The sequence below is a fragment of the Clostridium tyrobutyricum genome (genome assembly GCF_019144085.1).
Classification (GTDB): Bacteria; Bacillota; Clostridia; order Clostridiales; family Clostridiaceae; genus Clostridium_B; species Clostridium_B tyrobutyricum_A.
In genome coordinates, this window is sequence record NZ_JAHHUY010000031.1 from 1 (window position 1) to 17,966 (window position 17,966).

Annotated in this window: 15 protein-coding genes and 1 pseudogene; all 16 read right to left on the reverse strand. The window is 28.5% G+C overall.

Annotation, left to right across the window (positions count from 1 at the left end; all coding sequences use genetic code 11):
* Positions 1 to 22 precede the first annotated feature (22 nt).
* A pseudogene (locus KM800_RS12195) lies at positions 23 to 163 on the reverse strand (UTP--glucose-1-phosphate uridylyltransferase); the annotation flags it as partial.
* A 608-nt stretch (positions 164 to 771) separates the two neighbouring features.
* Positions 772 to 1,521, reverse strand: coding sequence for a hypothetical protein (locus tag KM800_RS12200; RefSeq protein WP_217813337.1), 750 nt, complete (start codon positions 1,519 to 1,521; stop codon positions 772 to 774).
* A gap of 679 nt (positions 1,522 to 2,200) precedes the next feature.
* Complete coding sequence (locus KM800_RS12205) at positions 2,201 to 3,529, reverse strand: O-antigen polymerase (protein WP_217813338.1); 1,329 nt, start codon at positions 3,527 to 3,529, stop codon at positions 2,201 to 2,203.
* A 142-nt stretch (positions 3,530 to 3,671) separates the two neighbouring features.
* Complete coding sequence (locus KM800_RS12210; RefSeq protein ID WP_217813339.1) at positions 3,672 to 4,577, reverse strand: hypothetical protein; 906 nt, start codon at positions 4,575 to 4,577, stop codon at positions 3,672 to 3,674.
* Between the two features lie 23 nt (positions 4,578 to 4,600).
* Positions 4,601 to 5,689 carry a glycosyltransferase gene (locus KM800_RS12215; protein ID WP_217813340.1) on the reverse strand — a complete coding sequence of 363 codons (1,089 nt, stop codon included), beginning with the start codon at positions 5,687 to 5,689 and terminating at the stop codon, positions 4,601 to 4,603.
* Between the two features lie 30 nt (positions 5,690 to 5,719).
* Positions 5,720 to 6,751: a glycosyltransferase family 2 protein gene (locus KM800_RS12220; RefSeq protein WP_217813341.1), complete on the reverse strand. Its 1,032-nt coding sequence runs from the start codon at positions 6,749 to 6,751 to the stop codon at positions 5,720 to 5,722.
* Positions 6,752 to 6,774: 23 nt separating this feature from the next.
* Positions 6,775 to 7,965, reverse strand: a complete 1,191-nt coding sequence (locus KM800_RS12225) for a Coenzyme F420 hydrogenase/dehydrogenase, beta subunit C-terminal domain (RefSeq protein WP_217813342.1) — start codon at positions 7,963 to 7,965, stop codon at positions 6,775 to 6,777.
* Between the two features lie 4 nt (positions 7,966 to 7,969).
* Positions 7,970 to 9,172, reverse strand: a complete 1,203-nt coding sequence (locus KM800_RS12230; protein WP_217813343.1) for a polysaccharide pyruvyl transferase family protein — start codon at positions 9,170 to 9,172, stop codon at positions 7,970 to 7,972.
* Positions 9,173 to 9,363: 191 nt separating this feature from the next.
* Entirely contained in the window at positions 9,364 to 10,500 is a 1,137-nt protein-coding gene (locus KM800_RS12235) for a glycosyltransferase family 4 protein (protein WP_217813344.1), read from the reverse strand.
* A 24-nt stretch (positions 10,501 to 10,524) separates the two neighbouring features.
* Complete coding sequence (locus KM800_RS12240; protein ID WP_217813345.1) at positions 10,525 to 11,622, reverse strand: mannose-1-phosphate guanylyltransferase; 1,098 nt, start codon at positions 11,620 to 11,622, stop codon at positions 10,525 to 10,527.
* A gap of 24 nt (positions 11,623 to 11,646) precedes the next feature.
* Complete coding sequence (locus KM800_RS12245) at positions 11,647 to 13,083, reverse strand: undecaprenyl-phosphate glucose phosphotransferase (protein WP_217813346.1); 1,437 nt, start codon at positions 13,081 to 13,083, stop codon at positions 11,647 to 11,649.
* 148 nt (positions 13,084 to 13,231) lie between these two features.
* Positions 13,232 to 13,942 (reverse strand): CpsD/CapB family tyrosine-protein kinase, encoded by a 711-nt coding sequence (locus tag KM800_RS12250; protein WP_217813347.1) that lies wholly within the window; start codon positions 13,940 to 13,942, stop codon positions 13,232 to 13,234.
* A gap of 15 nt (positions 13,943 to 13,957) precedes the next feature.
* Positions 13,958 to 14,737 carry a tyrosine-protein phosphatase gene (locus tag KM800_RS12255; protein WP_254906556.1) on the reverse strand — a complete coding sequence of 260 codons (780 nt, stop codon included), beginning with the start codon at positions 14,735 to 14,737 and terminating at the stop codon, positions 13,958 to 13,960.
* 29 nt (positions 14,738 to 14,766) lie between these two features.
* Positions 14,767 to 15,447: a YveK family protein gene (locus KM800_RS12260; RefSeq protein WP_217813349.1), complete on the reverse strand. Its 681-nt coding sequence runs from the start codon at positions 15,445 to 15,447 to the stop codon at positions 14,767 to 14,769.
* A 44-nt stretch (positions 15,448 to 15,491) separates the two neighbouring features.
* Complete coding sequence (locus KM800_RS12265) at positions 15,492 to 16,511, reverse strand: hypothetical protein (protein ID WP_217813350.1); 1,020 nt, start codon at positions 16,509 to 16,511, stop codon at positions 15,492 to 15,494.
* A gap of 95 nt (positions 16,512 to 16,606) precedes the next feature.
* A complete protein-coding gene (locus KM800_RS12270; protein ID WP_217813351.1) occupies positions 16,607 to 17,908 on the reverse strand; it encodes a cell wall-binding repeat-containing protein in 1,302 nt (433 codons plus the stop codon).
* Between the last annotated feature and the right edge of the window lie 58 nt (positions 17,909 to 17,966).

Sequence of the window (17,966 nt, forward strand, 5' to 3'; positions counted from 1 at the left end):
CTTGTTATGATTTTCAAGTTCCAGCTACAACTTCTTCAATTATGTATTGTATAGTTGTTTTGTCTACAATAGGAAGCATTTCCTTGGGTTAAGCTTTTGTTACAGGTAAAAATCTAGTCTCCAAACATGAAGCAGGTATAACTGCTTTTCTTATTTTATTCATATGTATCTCCCTGAGAAATAATTATCTATCATTTTTGTATCATTCATATTTTACGTATAATCTAAGACAATTCTTTATAGTCAAATCTAATAAAACACTACTTTCTATATATTCTCTTACATAATTTCAACTTCAGCATACTCTATTACTCTAAATTTCATTGAATTGATTTTTGATAAGTCATTCTTTATTGATTTATTGCTCAACATATTAATGATTATTATCTAACGATCTTAAACTTTTTTAAATATCATATCAATCAATTTCTTATTAATAATATACATACCTGAATTATTTTCATAATTTAGGATAAAATATACTTAATTCTTAATTTTTTATAGAATTACACTTTTACCTAAATATTATATAAATACTGCTTACAATATAGCTGATAAAATTCATAAGAGGACATATATCTTAAAGAAATATCTATACAATTTATAAAATTACATTTTAATTATTTAGAATGTAATTTGACTAAATTCTTACTTAGTTTAATATACAAAAGCAGAATGAATCTTTAAATTTTCTTCTTTACGCTGTGAACTAACTATTTAATAAAATTTTGCTTGAATTAATATTGTAATTTTTTAAGTATAATATAACTATTATTCTCTTATTAAATTTCTTACCTTAACAAATATAAAATATAAATCTTTCTTATTAATGATAAGATAAATTATATAAGTTATTATCATAATTACAAATGCAGTCATTACACTCATATACCAATTACAAATCATAAAAATAACAGCTATAATTATCTCTTGAACTAATTTTTTTATTACTCTTGATGACATCAATTTAGCTAAATATATTTCTGAAATAACACTTCGAAATATTATTGATACAACTATAAAAATTAGAATACTATTAATGTTTTTTAGGAGATATCCTCCTAAAAGTGATAATAAAATACTTAACACCATTGTAATTACATTTATAGTCAATAATAATTTTTCTTTCCTTAATACTTTAAAATATGTATTACAAAGCATCTCCATCTTTCCATCAAATGTGCAAAGTGGTAGCAATAAAGCTAAATAATGTATACTATCTTGATATTGTGGTAACCATAAATTAAGAATAACTTTTACTGGTGTATACCCAATAAATACAATAGGAAGAAATAAGCCTAACATATTTCGGGCATTTTTATAAAAATACTGTTGTTGACTCTTTTTTGCCTGTCTCAAAGTCGGAAATAAAACAATACTAACTTGGCTAATAAAAGTTAATATAAAATTAGTTAATGTTAATGAAAATGAAAATTTACCAAAAGTAATAATTCCCCACTTGTTATCTATAATCAAACGCCCAACACCTAAAATAAGCATACTAGCTATATTAGAAAACATTAATTTTATTCCAATAGAAATACTATTTAGAGATTCACTAATTATAACAGGTAAAGGCCTTAATTTAGAATAAAAAATATCTTTTCCCTTAAAAATGCAATAAAAAAGTGATATAAGAATGCTTACTATATATAAAATAACAAATAATTTATAATTTTTTATTTTGAAAACTAAAAGTCCCGCTATTGCAAAAATAAAAATAATTCTACTTACGATAATAGAAATAGAAAATACTACTGTTTGATTTGCTGCTTGAAATATATACCCTAAATAGTTACTTGAACTATATATTATAAAATAAATGCACGTTGAAACAATAACAAAAAATCTATCATTATTATGTAATAATACAATAGCTCCTATAATAATACATACAGAAATAATACTCTCATAAAAAAATCCAAAATACATTTGAGACTTAATACTGCTTTTATCCATATTTTTATATGGAATCCCACCATATTTTAAATATATACCATCATTTATTCCAAAATGAAAAAACGGTATATAACTACTATAAAATATAAAGAGTTGCCAATAACTAAAATCCCTTACCCCTAATAATTTAGGAACAAAAAGAGATATCAATAAACTCATAATTAAAGATATTCCTTGAGCAATAAAAGCATATGATAAATTCATAGCAAACTTTTTTTTAAATATATTCATATACAAGTTCTCACTTTCTATTCAATGAATTTTTAAAAGAAACTTTTATATCAACAATAAACCAACTAACAAGTTTTAGTAATATAATAATAATTAGATAATTTACAGATAATATGCCTGAAAAAAAACAATCATTGATAGAATGCATAAATAATGGATATGATATTGCCGCATATACAAGTAATGAATAATCTAATTTTTTCTTTGGAAATTTAAGTTTAATTTTCTCATAAAATATACTATAAAATAAGGCAAAAACTGATTGTAATATTATCATTCCCTCGATACCAAAATCTTGAATATATCTTCTATATGCTGTATATACATTTCCAAGCATCACCCCATTTGAAAATCTAAATTCTAAATGTGGAATATACGCATTAATATTTAATAACCCTACTTTTCTTAAAAAATCATTTATTGAATAAAATGTTTCCTTACCCCATATACTAGACTTAGAAATAGGCCCATTTACATACATATTAAATAACTGAATTGAGCCACCTACATAGGAGGTAATATATGTTATAAAATCAACTTTGGAAGTACGTCCTACAAAAGTTTTTAAAAAATAAAAACCAACAAAAACAAAAATTAATATAATAATTGCCTTAAATAAAAATTTTATTTTTATTTGTCTATTCCAACCATTTTTTCTGTGCCATAAAACATTATAAATTATAAAAGCTGAACATATCAAAGCTAATAAATTAAATCTTCCTCCTGTTAATATAACTTGAATAGAATAAATAATTACAGGAATAATATTTAATAAATTTCTTTTCTGATTTGATTTCTCCAATATATTATTAATAAATACATACAAAAAAACAAAAGCACATACATTTGATAATTTAACAAATTGATTAAGAGTTGCTGAAACTCCTGCATTTGTTCCATAAGAAGTATTCATTCTATAAACTGTCATCATTGATGAGAAATCATTAAAACTTCCATATTGTCCAGCAAGACTTCGTACTGATTTTGCATAAAATAAAGCCACTATTATTTGAAACATAGCTACTAATATTATTTTAAAATATTGTATATTAATAACTTTTAAATCCTGTTTCCATTGATATTTTTTATTATATTTAGATTTTATTATATATGTTATAATTATATTTATACTAATAAAAATAACTGTTCCTACTGTAATAATCCAAAATGTATTATTAGCAAGATTTATATCCCATACTTTTATATTCACAACAGCACATAATATACTTATAATGTAAGATATACAAACTATTACTGATGGTTCCATTAAATCCTTATTGTTCAAAATAAATGCTAATAAACATAATACTATTACTACAGTTAAAAGTATGAATAACAAAATTGATCCTCCCTTAAAAAACTATCTAATTGCTCATAATTACATAGTCACATTAACTAATTAGCTGTGATTTTTTATATGGTAATTCAAGAACTTATCGAAAAACATTAATCATCTAGCATAATATACTATATTTTATAATTTAATAACTTTTAAATCGCTTTATCCAATTCGTAATATTATACTTTAAAATTGAATCTTGATTAACAGCAACATAATTGCCTCTCACAAAGTCTTGCAATGTATTTATATCATCTTTTCCCAATATAAATATATTATTAGAATCATAAAATTCAAATTCTTGTATATTTTTATAATTTGTAATAAGTTTTTTATGAAAAAATGCTGCTTCTAAAGGACGTAATGTTGGACCATTTTGTCCTTCTGCAACCAAATCTAAAATAATTTTACTGGATGAAATAATTTCCAAAATCTTTGTATAAGAAATCATTTGTTTATAATTATATTGTTTTAAATTACTTTTCTTAGATGCTACAACATGATAATATATCTTTAAATTCAAATTACTAAATAGCTTCTGCGTTGATAAAATTGTATTCATTCTATTTTTATCAGATCCAATAAAACATATATCAAAATAAATATCTTTTTTGGGTAATATTATATTATCAAAATAAAATGACGTATTATAATTTAATTCATACTTTTTACAATCCATTTTGTCAAAAGACCAAACTTCACAAGGAATATTATTAAAATCTTTAGGAGATATTGAATATTTAATAGAATTCCAAAACCAAATAATTATTCTTTTATTTGGATATCTATTTGCTATGTATTGGGCAATATATTTTGTATTGCCTCTATCAAAAATTATTATTGTATCAAAAAATTTTATGTCATTAATCCATGGAAACCATATTTTTGTAAAAGGAAGGTTAAATTTATAATGTATTTTTCTTAAGAATCGTTGAAAAAATTTCTTCCCACGCTCAGCATCTTTAATTAAAATTTTATCACTAATTGATTTTTGAAACGAAAATAAACCAGAATTGTCATTAGCTAAAATCAAGTATTTATTAGACATTATATTCTTCCTTTCTCTAAACTTTAAATATTCAAAAATAAATTTTCTAATTTTTTTGCTTCTGTATCAATATCAAAGCCATGTTGTTTTATATTCAAATCATAATTTTGTCGTCTATAATTTTTATTTTTTAAAATAACACTTGCCCATTTTTTTGCAGAATCCTTTAATGATATAAACTCTAAACCAGGAGTAACCTTTACTTCTTTAGGAACAGCTTCCATGCTTGTAAAACATTTTAATCCAGCAGCTTGAGCTTCTATAAGAGCCATACCTAAGCCTTCAAATCTTGAAGGGAATAAAAAGATATCCATTCCTTGTAATAAGTTAGGAATGTCATTACGCATTCCTAATAAATATACAACATCTTTAATACCTTTTTCTTGTATATATTTCTCACATTTTTTACGATAATCACCTTCACCAGCTATTATTAATATAGCAGTTTTATCTTTTTTATAAATTTCAGAAAATATATCTATAATAAATAAAGAATTTTTTTGATAACTAAGTCGTCCAACAGATCCTACTACAAACTTTGATCCAATTTTTAATGAATTCCTTACATTTTCTCTTAACAGTGGTGAATATATATACTTTTTTATCTCAATTGCATTATTTATAAATTTAACTTTATTTTTTTTTATACAATTCTTTCCAAACATAAACTTACCTGCCTCTTTAGAACATGCTAATTTTTCTATTGAGAATAGTTGTAATATAGGTTTGCACAATAAATGAAGCCATAATCTCTGTGCATTATTATTATGACTATGTACTAGAATTTTAATATTTTTTATACCAATCAAGCTAAATATTGTATAAACATATGAAGCAGACAATATATTAAAATATATAATATTATATTCATTATGCGTTTTTAAAATTTTTCTAAATTGAAGTAAATGTTGAATTGGCTTTTTCTTTTTGCGTGGGATATAATAAATATTACCTCCTAGTTTTTTAATTTCTTTTTCGTAAGCAATCTCTGAAGCCTCTGTAATATAATCAAACACTACTTTTCCAGTTTTAAAATGCTTTGAATAATTTATTAAATAGCTTTCAATTCCACCATGATTTTTACCCATTCCATAAACTAAAATTCTTTTCATTTAATTTTTCCTTTCTAAGATAAATTATATCTATTTATTCATTAGTTGTTCTCTTCTAATTCTTGCAATTAATGATATTGGGAAAAACCATTTAATCCTAATAAAAAAAAGTGTAATTTTCCTTGTTAGTGATAATCCTACGTTATTTGCTTTTTTTAATGCTTCCTGAATCATTGGATTGGATAAATAATATCTATACTTTTTTACTTTAATGCCATAAGAATCCTTGTTTTCGGGATTAAAATATCCAGTAATAGCCGTTGTCAATATAACATAAATTAGTCGATTATAAAAATTAGGTAATAATTTTTCTCTATTATCATCATTTTTAATATACTCTTCAATTTTTTGAAAACATTTTAATACATATTCATTATTCTTTTCATCAAAACTCGCTGAAATAGATTTATCATTAAAAATATAATGATAAAATGATTGCTTTACAAATATTGCTTTAGATACCTTACCAAAAAGTCGCAAATTAAACTCTAATCCTTCTGCTCCCTGCCTTAATTTTGAATCATGAATTATTTTATTTTTAAGTAAAAATTTTCGATTTATCAATTTAGCATATGCACAAGCTATATTACCATTAAATATTAACAATTTCGCTTGTAGTTCTCTACATTCTTTTTCTTTATACACTTTCATATTTTCTAAATCAAATTTATATTCAATAGATGAATTTGCATAATCCTTAATTATTCCACACATAACCAGTTGAATATCTTGGTTTATTGTTACTTTATACATCTCTTCACACATATTAGATTCAATCCAATCATCACCATCAACAAAAGTTATATATTCTCCTATAGAAGTTTCAAAACCAATGTTACGAGCATCTGCAAGTCCACCATTCTTTTTATGAATTACTTTAATTCGATTGTCTTGCTTAGAATACATATCACATATCTCACCTGAGTTATCTTTAGAACCGTCATCAACAATAATAATTTCTATCTCTCTCATAGTCTGATTAATTAAGCTCTCTATACAAGTTTTAAGATACTTATCTGGCACATTGTATACAGGAACAATAATACTTACAAGTACTGACATTTCATACACTCCAATATATCATATTATTTCTTTAAAAATTTTTTTGCTATCTTCTTCATTTGTTTATATATCCCTAATTGATAGCTAATTAATCTAACAGAACGTTCCAACTTTACTTTAAATGTTTCTGGAAAATATTTATTTAATAAATTTTTTCCATCCATGTTTTGCATATCCAAAACAAATTGTTCTCTTTTATGATTCTTTTCAACTGAATAAAACATTTCTTTCACGCCATTTATTGATTTATCTAAATCAATAGGGTAGCATACTATTTCATGTTTAATTAAATCTAAAATTTTTTCTCCTTTTGCCGATTGTGTAATCATTCTAGTAGTTCCTTTATCATCATCCATCTCTTTATTAAAAGCATCTACTGTAAAACAATCCCAGATAGTAAAGTCACTAATTCTATATCTTTTCTTAAATTTACATTGATAACAAGACGGTCTATCACAAATTTCTGTAAAAAATGCTCTAAGCCATTGATCTGACTCAACCCCAGCATGATACTGTTTCTTATCTGAACAAATAGTCATTGTAGAATATTTATATCCATAATACTTATCTCTAAACATTACTTTGTTAATATTATTTCCTATAGAATCTTTCTTCATATCCAAATACTTTTTCCATAACAATGGTGATGGAACTGCACGACAAATCAAATCTACCGTAATCAAATTTCTATATTCTTTGCCAAGATAAGATTTCAAACCTTCTATTTGACAGGGAGTGCCACTAAAACAAACCATTCTACCACTATCTAAGAAATATTTTGCTTTAATAAATGTATCTCCAATTTCACTTTGAACATATTTACTATTTCGAAATTTTTCTAAATTTTTTTTTTGTTCAACATAAATATGTCTTACAACATAACTTTCATCAAAACATGCTCCAAAAACTACTCCTCCACGACTTAAAATATAACTAGCTATAGCAGTAAAAGCACCACCTGAAGTACTTTCTTTTCTAATTTTTTCATCCTTATTCTGAATTAAAAAAGCTTTTTGATTATGTTTCTCTTCTGGAATAGGATTAAGAATTGGACAGCTATGTTCACAAAGATTACAGTTAATACAGTCTAATTTATTAACTTTTGGATATAAAAAACCTTCCTCATCCATTTGCATGGTAATACACTTTTTAGGGCATATATTAGCACATGAACTGCATCCACTGCAATTCTCCTTATTAGTTATCTCAATCATTACTTTAATTCCCCCGAATATTTTTTAATGCATTGGAAATAAATTGTTTAGATTCATTCCGAAATTTTGCAAGTTCTTCATTTACTTTATCATAATCAATTTGACTATTTATTGATTTGAAAATATCTTCATTTGATTTTAATAACCGTTTTTGCAAACCAAGACGATTAAGCAATGTATCCAATCTTGTATTTGTGGAAGCAGAATTACTTTTTTCAAACCTTCTAAAAGTAAAAAATAATTTCCCATACAATATTGAGAAAACACTGCCATGAAAAGAATCTGTAAATATATACTCTGCATTTCTTATCAAATTAATAAATTCACCTGGTCCTATGTTATAGGGTGCTATATCTGAAAAATCACAATCACTTTTTATATATTCATCAATATGTTGTAAAGCAACAATTTTAAATCCAGTAGCTACTTTAAATCTCTTAACAAATTCTCTTTGTTCTGGATTATTACCTAAGAAGTAACAAAAGATATATCTATCGTTAATAATTCTTTCACTCTTTTGAATATCCATCCACTGTTCAGCAGTAAATAGAAGAGTTGGATCACACACCACCTCACATTTTCTATTTGCTAATTGTTCTACTATTTTTTGTCCTGACAGTTCTCTAACAGAGATATAATCAATTCTTTTTAAAAATTTCTTAGCTTTTTCTCTTTGGTATTTAGGAAGAACTGATACTCCAAAACTAGTTGCATACGAAATTTTTGGTATATTATCTGGAACAAATGTCAAAGTATAGTAATCAGCATCTATATTAGCAGGAGTCCATAACTGATCACTTCCAACTACAATAGCTGAATAATCTTTACATGCTCTTGATAATTCATCTTTAGAACTATATGAACTAGATATCTTATAATATTTATTACAAAAATTTTCGAACATTCTATTCCTAATATCAATCTGTTTTCCAAAAGTGCCTTTTTTAAATTTTCGTCTTAGAGAATGCTTTACAGAATTCATTTTTGCTCTAAACATACCTTGGTCAGTAATATTACGAAAATAGAACTTCATTTTTGATAAAGCAATCTCCTTACTGATTTCTGATATATTAATCATTTCATTTTGAATATTTAATTTATCAAAGTATTTTTGAGTAGCATAAGCTTGCAACATACTACCATAATTCTTTTGAAAATAGCATGATACAATTCCTATTTTTTCTAATTTATTTTCTGAATTTTTCATTTTTTTCTCCATTCTAGTTACTTTGTATCACTTAAACAACATACTCAAATCACTAGACATTCAAAGTATCTATACTATCATATTTTCTATACACTAAGACTTTTTTATTTAATATATCAATAACTTTTTTATTATTAAAATATACTTCATTTTTAAATCTTATATATGTTTATAATTTTAGTATTTACAAATCATAATATTATGATTTGTAAATACAATTCTTCATGTTCTTTAGCAACTCTCTCAACATTAAACCTTTTATTTACTGCTTTATAACCATTACTTATTAATTTTTCTCTAAATTCATCATTATTCTTTATATTAATAACAGCATCATAAAAGCTATCAATATCTCCATAATCAAATAACAAACCGTTGTATTTATCTTTGACAACATTCGGAATTCCACCAGAATTAAAAGCTACTACTGGCTTTTTAGCGGCCATATACTCCGCTAAAACTAGTCCAAATCCTTCCCACTTTGACGTTAATACACCAACATCAAATATAGAAATATATTTAGGCACTTCATTAGTCCATCCTGTTATTAAAAAATTGTTTTTTAATCCATATGTATCAATTAATTGCTCAATCCTAATTCTTAATTCACCGTCTCCTACTAATATAAAGTAAGCATTGTCCAATTTTTCTTGTAACTTTTTAGCTACTTCAATAAAAAGTTCAGGAGACTTTTGTTCAGATATTCTAGCTACCATACCCATAACAAACGAATCAAGTGGAATGTTTAATTCTTGTTTTATCTTTTGTATATCATATTTCACATTATATCTTTCTAAATCAATTCCATTATATATAACTGTTGTATATTTCTTTGGTTTTATTTTATATTTTTTCTGACTATCTTCTTCATGATCAGATATATTAACTATTGCATCTGTAAACTTTGCCAATATTTTTTCCACATACACATAGATCAATTTTTTCTTTTTACCTACATTCATATCAAAAGCCCAGCCATGTGCATTATAAACAATAAGTATGTTTAAAAATATAGATGCCATTCTTCCCAAGGCACCTGCCTTACTACTATGCAAGTGAATTATATCTGGATTAATTTTTTTTATGCAATCTCTTATATTTAAAATAGATTTAAAATCTGACTTTAAAGAAATCTCTCTTTTCATATCTATAGTTAGAATTTCACAATTTAATTTTTTAAATATAGATTTTTGAGATTCATATTGTTTAGAACCTATTAAGTAAAACTCAAATTTGCTATTATCCATATACTTTAAAAGCATTTTTATATATTCTGTAACTCCACCAATTTCTGATTGAGCTATATGTAATATCTTAATCTTTTTCATGAATTCCATCCCATTAAGAATTTATTATTTATTCACATTCCTCTTTATCTCTTTAATCCTGTCAATGTCCTTCTTCTTACCTACAAAAATAATATCATCACTTTCAACTACAAAAACATCATCAAGTCCTACAACTACTATAGGCTTGTCTTTTGCAACAACTATATTATTGCTTGCAGACAGATTCTTTGTATCACCTACACAAACATTGTTGTTGTCATCTTTATCTCTGTATCTCTCTACTGCATACCAGGTTCCTATATCATCCCATCCAAAGTCTGATGGAATAACATATATATTTTTAGCTTTTTCCATTATTCCGTAGTCTACTGATATGTTATCCACTTGTGGATATTTTTCATTTAGTTTATTCGTAAAATCTTTATCTGAGCTTTCGAATATATCTTTCAAAATACTATATGTATTGCTTAAATAGGCTTTGGTAAGCTTTATTATAGTACTGCATTTCCATATGAACATTCCACCGTTCCATAGGAAATTTCCCTTCTGTATATACTCTTTGGCAGTCTCTTCATCAGGCTTTTCCACAAACCTTTCAACTTTATACAGATTAAGGCACTGTCCGTTTTCTTCTCTGGTAACTGCTGCCTCCCCTGACAGGTCATTTTGATAACTATAATCTTTCTTATATTGAATATATCCATAACCTGTTTCAGGTCTGTCAGGCTTCATACCAAGTGTCACTATTCCCTCTTCATGATTCTGTATGAATTTATATCCATGTTCTATAGTTTCTATAAACCTGTCGGGTTTGACAACAAGATGATCTGATGGTAATACAACAATAGATGCGTCTCTGTACTTTCTACTTATATGAAAAGCTGAAAGTGCTATACATGGTGCTGTATTTCTACCTACCGGCTCAACTATTATATTTTCAACTGGAAGATCTTTAACCTGTTCCTTTAACAAATCCACATATCTTGCAGCTGTAACTACAAATATTCTCTCTATTGGAATAAGTGGAAGAAGTCTTTTTACCGTCATCTGTATCATGGTCTCTTCACCCAATAGTTTCAAAAACTGCTTTGGCTTTTCATCTGTAGAAAGCGGCCAGAACCTCTCCCCTTTTCCACCTGCCATTATAAGTGCACACAACATATGTTCAACCATCCCTTTAAGATTCTAATAAGCATTTTTATTTACAAATCCTTTAAAAAATGTTAGAAAAACTATTTTTATATCCAAGAGGAAACTCCAATTTTCTATATAGTACACATCGCACTGAATTCTCTTGTCTATGGAGGTATCTCCTCTCCATCCATTTACTTGAGCCCATCCTGTAATTCCAGGTCTTACCTGGTGTTTTACCATATATTTTGGTATCTCATGCTTGAACTTGTCCACAAAATATGGTCTTTCAGGTCTTGGACCAATCATGCTCATATCTCCTTTTAGCACATTGAAAAACTGAGGAAGTTCATCAATACTGGTCTTTCTCATAAATGAACCAAATTTAGTCTTTCTAGGATCATTCTCTGTTGTCCATTCCACTTTTTCATCAGATGCCTTTTGTACATTCATCGATCTGAATTTATACATGGTGAATGCTTTTTTATTTAATCCAACTCTTTTCTGCCTAAATATAATTGGTCCGGGAGATGTCAGCTTTATTATAATGACACTTGCAAGCATTATGGGTGATGATAATATTATTGCAATACTGGATAATATAATATCAAATGTTCTTTTTACCATATTGTTGAATAAATTGTCTAATGGTATATATCTTACTCCCATGACTGGGATGTTGCCTATTTCCTCAATATATGGTTTTGAAAAACTACTATCAGAAAAATCCAGAGGTAATTGACACTTAGTACCACACTTTTCACATATATGAATTATTTTATTGATTTTATCATATTCATTAGACGGCAATGTTATAAATGCTTCATCTATATTACTGCCCGATATATAAGTTTCAAGTGCACTAAGATCGTCAATTATCTTTATCTTATCTGTAATACTGCCTTTGGATACAGACTCCGCTGCCACTTCCTGAAAAGCTTCCTTAAAATTTTTATTACATAATATACCTTCTACAACATAGCCCCATTGCTTGTTTTGTTCTATTTGTTCTACAAGCTTATATGTTATATTATTGCTACCTACAAACAATACATGTTTTACATTATAACCTTTTTTTCTTATACTTCTTAAAATCATCCTTAAGGAAATTCTTTCAATACAGATTAAACATATGGAAGATAAAAAAAATGCTAAAATTAAAAGCCTTGAATAATTTACTCTTTTTAATAAATACAGAAGAACCATAAATATAACGATACCTAGGATATTACATTTTATTATATTTGCAACTTCACTTCTTATACTTTTGAATCTGTATGGTTCATAAAGATCAAATATACTGAATAGAACTAAATATATTGGTATCATGAGAATTAATGGTAAAATATAAAAATTAAAAAGATTATCATTTGTACTAAATCCATTATATCCAAATCTTATATAGTATGACAGATTTATGGCTAAAAATATGACTAATGCATCTACAAATACAAATAATTTATTGAGATGCTTTTGATTTTGTTTTATCAACTGTATGTTCCCCCCATATTCTAACTTCTTTTTTCCATTATACTCCCAAATATGAACGAAAACAACATAATATTTACAATTTTTTAATAAGCTTTCAATAAAAATGCTGTAAATTATTCAACTAAAATCCATAACTGCATATTTACCACTATTTTTTCTTTTTCTTCTTCTTTTTATTACCATCTTCGTCATAATAGGAATAGTAGTATCCATAATACCCCTTTCCCTTTGCTTCCACTTTGTTCAAAACTGTTCCAAGTATGTTTGCATTTACTTTTTCCAAAAGTCTCTTTGCCTTTTGGGCTGCATCTCTATCCGCCTGTAAGGAAGCTACTACGAGAATGCATCCATCCACATATGTAGATACAATCTGTGCATCTGTTACTGCAATTACAGGAGGAGTGTCTATTATTATGTATCTGTATTTATCTTTCAAGTCTTCAATGAAAGTCTTCATTCTCTTTGAAGCTAGAACTCCTGATGGATTTGGAGGTTTTGTCCCCGAAGTCAAAAGATCCAGATTCTCAATACCTGTATTTATAACAGCATCCTGAAATTCGACCTTTCCTGCAAGTATGTCTGAAAGCCCCGTCTTGTTTGAAACAAGAAATTTCTTATGCAGTACTGGATTTCTCTGATCACAATCTATTATTATAGTTTTGGCTCCGCTTTCAGCCATAACTATGGCAAGATTTGAAGATGTAGTAGACTTTCCCTCTCCAGGGCCTGAACTTGTAAGCATTATAGTCTGTATTTCCTTGTCTATAGAGGAAAATTGAATATTTGTTCTCAAAGTTCTATATGACTCTGATATTGGCGATTTAGGATCTTGTATAGTAATAAGTTCTGGTTTTTCCATTATATATTCACTCCATTATCTATTCATTAGTTGTTTTTTTCTGTTGAAAAAGCTGAAGAATCCCTTTTTTATTTTGATTCTTTCCTGGCAAAGATGTATATTCTCATTTTCAAGCAGCTTTTCACTGTTTTGTTCCAATATTTTAGCTAATTCTTCATCCATGTTTTTCACAATATCAAATGCTTCACTTAGTCCAGGTCTTCTCCTGGTACTTGAATGAGCATCGGAGCCTATGAAATTGCACATTCCATTTTTTATAAGAGTATGCGCTGTTTTCTTCACATTGCTTCCAAATTTTCCACATATACTTCCTGCATTCAACTGAAGAAGACATCCCTCATCTACGAATAAATTTATCTTCTCTGGATTTTCAATTATGTATCTGTATCTTTCAGGATGTGCCATAATGGGCTTTATTCCTCTTATTTTAAGTTCATATACTATGTCCATTGCATTTTCAGGCATTTTTATCATGGGAAGTTCTACGAGCATATAGTCTGTTTCTGCCATAGGTGCTATATGATGGCATTCATACTCGTCTACAGTATGGTCGTCTAAAAATACTTCCTGTGCCGGAAATAGTTTTACATTGATTCCACTTTCCACTGAAAATTCATTTACCCTATGTACAAGTTTCTCCACATCCTCACGATTATTCTCATAATGACCTCTATAAAAGTGGGGGGTGGCTATTACACTATGTATACCATCTTCTTCAATCATCTTAAGCATCTGCTCCGTCTCATCCATGGACTTTGAACCGTCATCTATTCCCGGCAGCAGGTGAATATGCATATCGATCAAATTGTATTACCCCCTTTTATCTATTTGCCGTTTTTTGGTATTACCCCAATAACAGGCAGTTCCAGATATCTGTCTATGTCATCTTCTGTCTTTATGGTATTGTCCTGATATTCAAGTAAAAATGACAATCCTACAGAAACTATGAGACCAAGGAAAAATGCAATTGCAACATTCAGTGTCTTTTTAGGCTTTACAGGTTCGTTTGGAATCTGTGCTCTATCCATAATCTGAATATCACCGCCTGTTGGAAATACTCTCTTGCTCTCACTTATAAAAGATGAAGCCATTGTGTCCACTACTTTTGCAGCCTCATTTGGATCCTTGCTGTCAGCCTTTATTGTAAGTATCTGCGTACCCTCCTGCGGTGTAACTGAAACCATCTTTTGAAACTGATCCAATGTAATGTTTTCATTTAGCTTGTTTAAAGTTGTCTTGGCAACAGAATCGGATTGTGCAATCTGTGCATAGGTCTTTACCAGATTCTGATACATCATTACATCATTGTTGTCTGTCTTGATGTTGTTTGTAGGCTTTCCAACTATTATGCTGGAACTTGCCTCGTAAGTAGGTTTGATGAGAAATACGCTTACAAGTCCTGTTATTACTGCACAAGCCAGTGTTATCAACACTATAAGTTTCAATCTCTTTTTTATTATGTAGAAAAAGTCCTTTAGATCTAAAGTCATCTCTTCGTTTTCCACTATTTTTCCCCCTTTTGTTTGTTTTATATATTAATGGATAAACTCTATTTGTTTAGTTTATCCATTATTTTACCCATATTCTCAGGTCCCACCATTGAGCTTACAGAAGATTTTACTTTCTGCTGTTCCGATGAAGAAAGTTTGTTGTACTTTTCCTGTATGGAACTCAACGCACTTTTGTCCTGACTGCTTATGGCACTGGATATTTCAGATATAACTTCATCTGCTCCTCCTGTGCTGCTTTCAGATGTCTTATTTCCCTTTTGAGTGTTGCTTTGAGTACTGCCTGATTGTGTGCTACCTGCAGAGGCACTGTTTGATGATGCTGCCCCTGTTCCAGTATTTGAATTTGTACCACTTGATATACTACTTGATATATTGCTTCCATCCATGAATTTTTCTATGAATTTATTGACAGTACTGGCATTTTCTGACTGTTTCATAACATTGTTGAACCAGTTGAGTCTTTCCTGAATAGTCATGGATGTAGTATCCGTATGAATGTTCAGCTGTCCACCTTTTATATCAATTGACTTTATCTTTATTGGTAGAAGTTCCGATGATACATTTATCTTGTTGTCCTGAATCTTGATGCCGTCACTTAATCTTCTATTTAATTCATTGATAACATACGACTTTGGAATGCTTATCTTTCCAATCTTGAAATACAGTGGATCATATACTATATTATTGTTGTTATAGGATACACTTCCCTCTGTAGTCAAAAGGAATTTAAAATTCTTATATGATGCAGGAATATAAAATTTTAATGTACTGTCTTTGACTTCTACATTTACACCTTTTACAACGGCATCACCTGATGTCATATTGTCCTTTATAAAAGGTGCTATTGATTCATTTAATTCCTCTGTATTAAACGACACTGTAGTTCCTGCTTTTTGTGCTTCTATTACTTTATCGAATATATTATTAGAAAATTTATACTGTTTGGCACTATATGATGAATTTGAGAAAACAAGTGCTAAAAAACAAGCAACTGCGACTATAATTACTATAATTATCAAAATTACAGCCTTTTTTATACTTCTTTTAGTTCTATTCATGATTCAGCTCCCATTTATCTATTTTTAACATATTTAATTATAACATAACAGATTTATAAATAAATACCTGGTACTATTTGGCACCAGGTATTTATTTACTCAGTATCAGTTGAAAAGTATTTTTCAGCTATTTGATTTAGCTGGTTTAAATACTGCAGCAAGGTATTGTCTGCATTTATTTTGTTTTGCAGGTCAGTTCTTTCTATATCAGAAAGTTTTTGTAAGATTTCCTGTGTTTTTTCCATATTTGACTGGAAATTTGAAAGTGCCTCATCTGCATTGTCCAGTCTAGTTGAAATTGAATTATTTAAATTATCTATTATCTGTTCAACTGCATCTCTCTCATTTGAGTCGCTTGTAGAATCTGCTATAGCTTGAAGTCTATTGTTTGCAGATTTGACTATTACAGTAAGTTCTATATGTTCAAGAAGATAATCTGAAACGGATGCTTGTCCTCCTACTGCTACAATATTGGCTGAAGCATCAACATTGTCTTCTATGAATTTCTGGGTATCTGTGTTTATGTCGTCCTGTGTAAGGACAACAGGTGAGTTGTTTTTAGCTGCAAGTGCGGAAGCTGAAAGGGCATCTGCAAATTCATTTCCTGCAGGACCGCCTCCTTTTGCAATATACACATTGTTCATATCAATTGAGGATTTAAAATAGTCAAGTACGTTTACGTTTGTTTCATATCTGTCTGCTCCTGATATTCTTATTGGATTTGATAAATCGCCTGTTGTACTGTCGGGTATTACTGCGGTACCACCTATGACATATGTGTCCACAATACTTGATTGATTGTCCTGAATATAGTTTTTTACAATGTCAGGAATTCCAATATTACTTGTTAGAAGTATCTCCATTCCCTGTTTGGCTGCAATTGGTGCTATGGAAAGTGCATCTGCATATCCCTGTCCTGAAGTTACAACTATTTTATTGGGAGTTCCAATTGCTTTGGCTACTTTTACAGAGGTTTCATATCTGTCTGCTCCGCCAAGACGCTGTACGGAAAGTCCCATGGATTTCAGCTCATCTTCCACATTTGTGGATATGGAGCCTGTTCCTCCTATTTCTATTACATGTGTCGCTTTAAGTCTCGTAATCTCACTTTTTACATTCTTGTCTAGATTATTGCTTGGTGTTAAAAGTATAGGTGCGTTGTGTTTGTTTGCAACTGGTGCTGCACAGAGTGCGTCTGCATATCCCTGGCCTGATGCAAGAACTACATATTCAGAAGTTGTCCATCCATCTTGCGATATTTTTGTTGAGGTTTCATATCTATCCTGTCCTCCAAGCCTTACAGTTGCTGCAGAGACAGTTTTTGTGGAAGCAAAGTTCACTGTGGATGCGCAAACGGCACTCAGAATAAAACTTGCAATTATTTTTCTCTTGTTCATATTTTCCCCTCCCATAGTTATAATTATAATACATATATCTGTATAGAAAAAGGGTATA

Excerpts from the sequence above, each read along its gene's own strand:
- KM800_RS12220 (WP_217813341.1), bottom strand. The coding sequence starts at position 6,751 with ATGTCAGTACTTGTAAGTATTATTGTTCCTGTATACAATGTGCCAGAT.
- KM800_RS12200 (WP_217813337.1), bottom strand. The coding sequence starts at position 1,521 with ATGTTTTCTAATATAGCTAGTATGCTTATTTTAGGTGTTGGGCGTTTG.
- KM800_RS12250 (WP_217813347.1), bottom strand. The coding sequence starts at position 13,942 with ATGGAAAAACCAGAACTTATTACTATACAAGATCCTAAATCGCCAATA.
- KM800_RS12225 (WP_217813342.1), bottom strand. The coding sequence starts at position 7,965 with ATGATTGAGATAACTAATAAGGAGAATTGCAGTGGATGCAGTTCATGT.
- KM800_RS12215 (WP_217813340.1), bottom strand. The coding sequence starts at position 5,689 with ATGAAAAGAATTTTAGTTTATGGAATGGGTAAAAATCATGGTGGAATT.
- KM800_RS12230 (WP_217813343.1), bottom strand. The coding sequence starts at position 9,172 with ATGAAAAATTCAGAAAATAAATTAGAAAAAATAGGAATTGTATCATGC.
- KM800_RS12255 (WP_254906556.1), bottom strand. The coding sequence starts at position 14,737 with ATGCATATTCACCTGCTGCCGGGAATAGATGACGGTTCAAAGTCCATG.
- KM800_RS12235 (WP_217813344.1), bottom strand. The coding sequence starts at position 10,500 with ATGAAAAAGATTAAGATATTACATATAGCTCAATCAGAAATTGGTGGA.
- KM800_RS12270 (WP_217813351.1), bottom strand. The coding sequence starts at position 17,908 with ATGAACAAGAGAAAAATAATTGCAAGTTTTATTCTGAGTGCCGTTTGC.
- KM800_RS12210 (WP_217813339.1), bottom strand. The coding sequence starts at position 4,577 with ATGTCTAATAAATACTTGATTTTAGCTAATGACAATTCTGGTTTATTT.
- KM800_RS12265 (WP_217813350.1), bottom strand. The coding sequence starts at position 16,511 with ATGAATAGAACTAAAAGAAGTATAAAAAAGGCTGTAATTTTGATAATT.
- KM800_RS12240 (WP_217813345.1), bottom strand. The coding sequence starts at position 11,622 with ATGTTGTGTGCACTTATAATGGCAGGTGGAAAAGGGGAGAGGTTCTGG.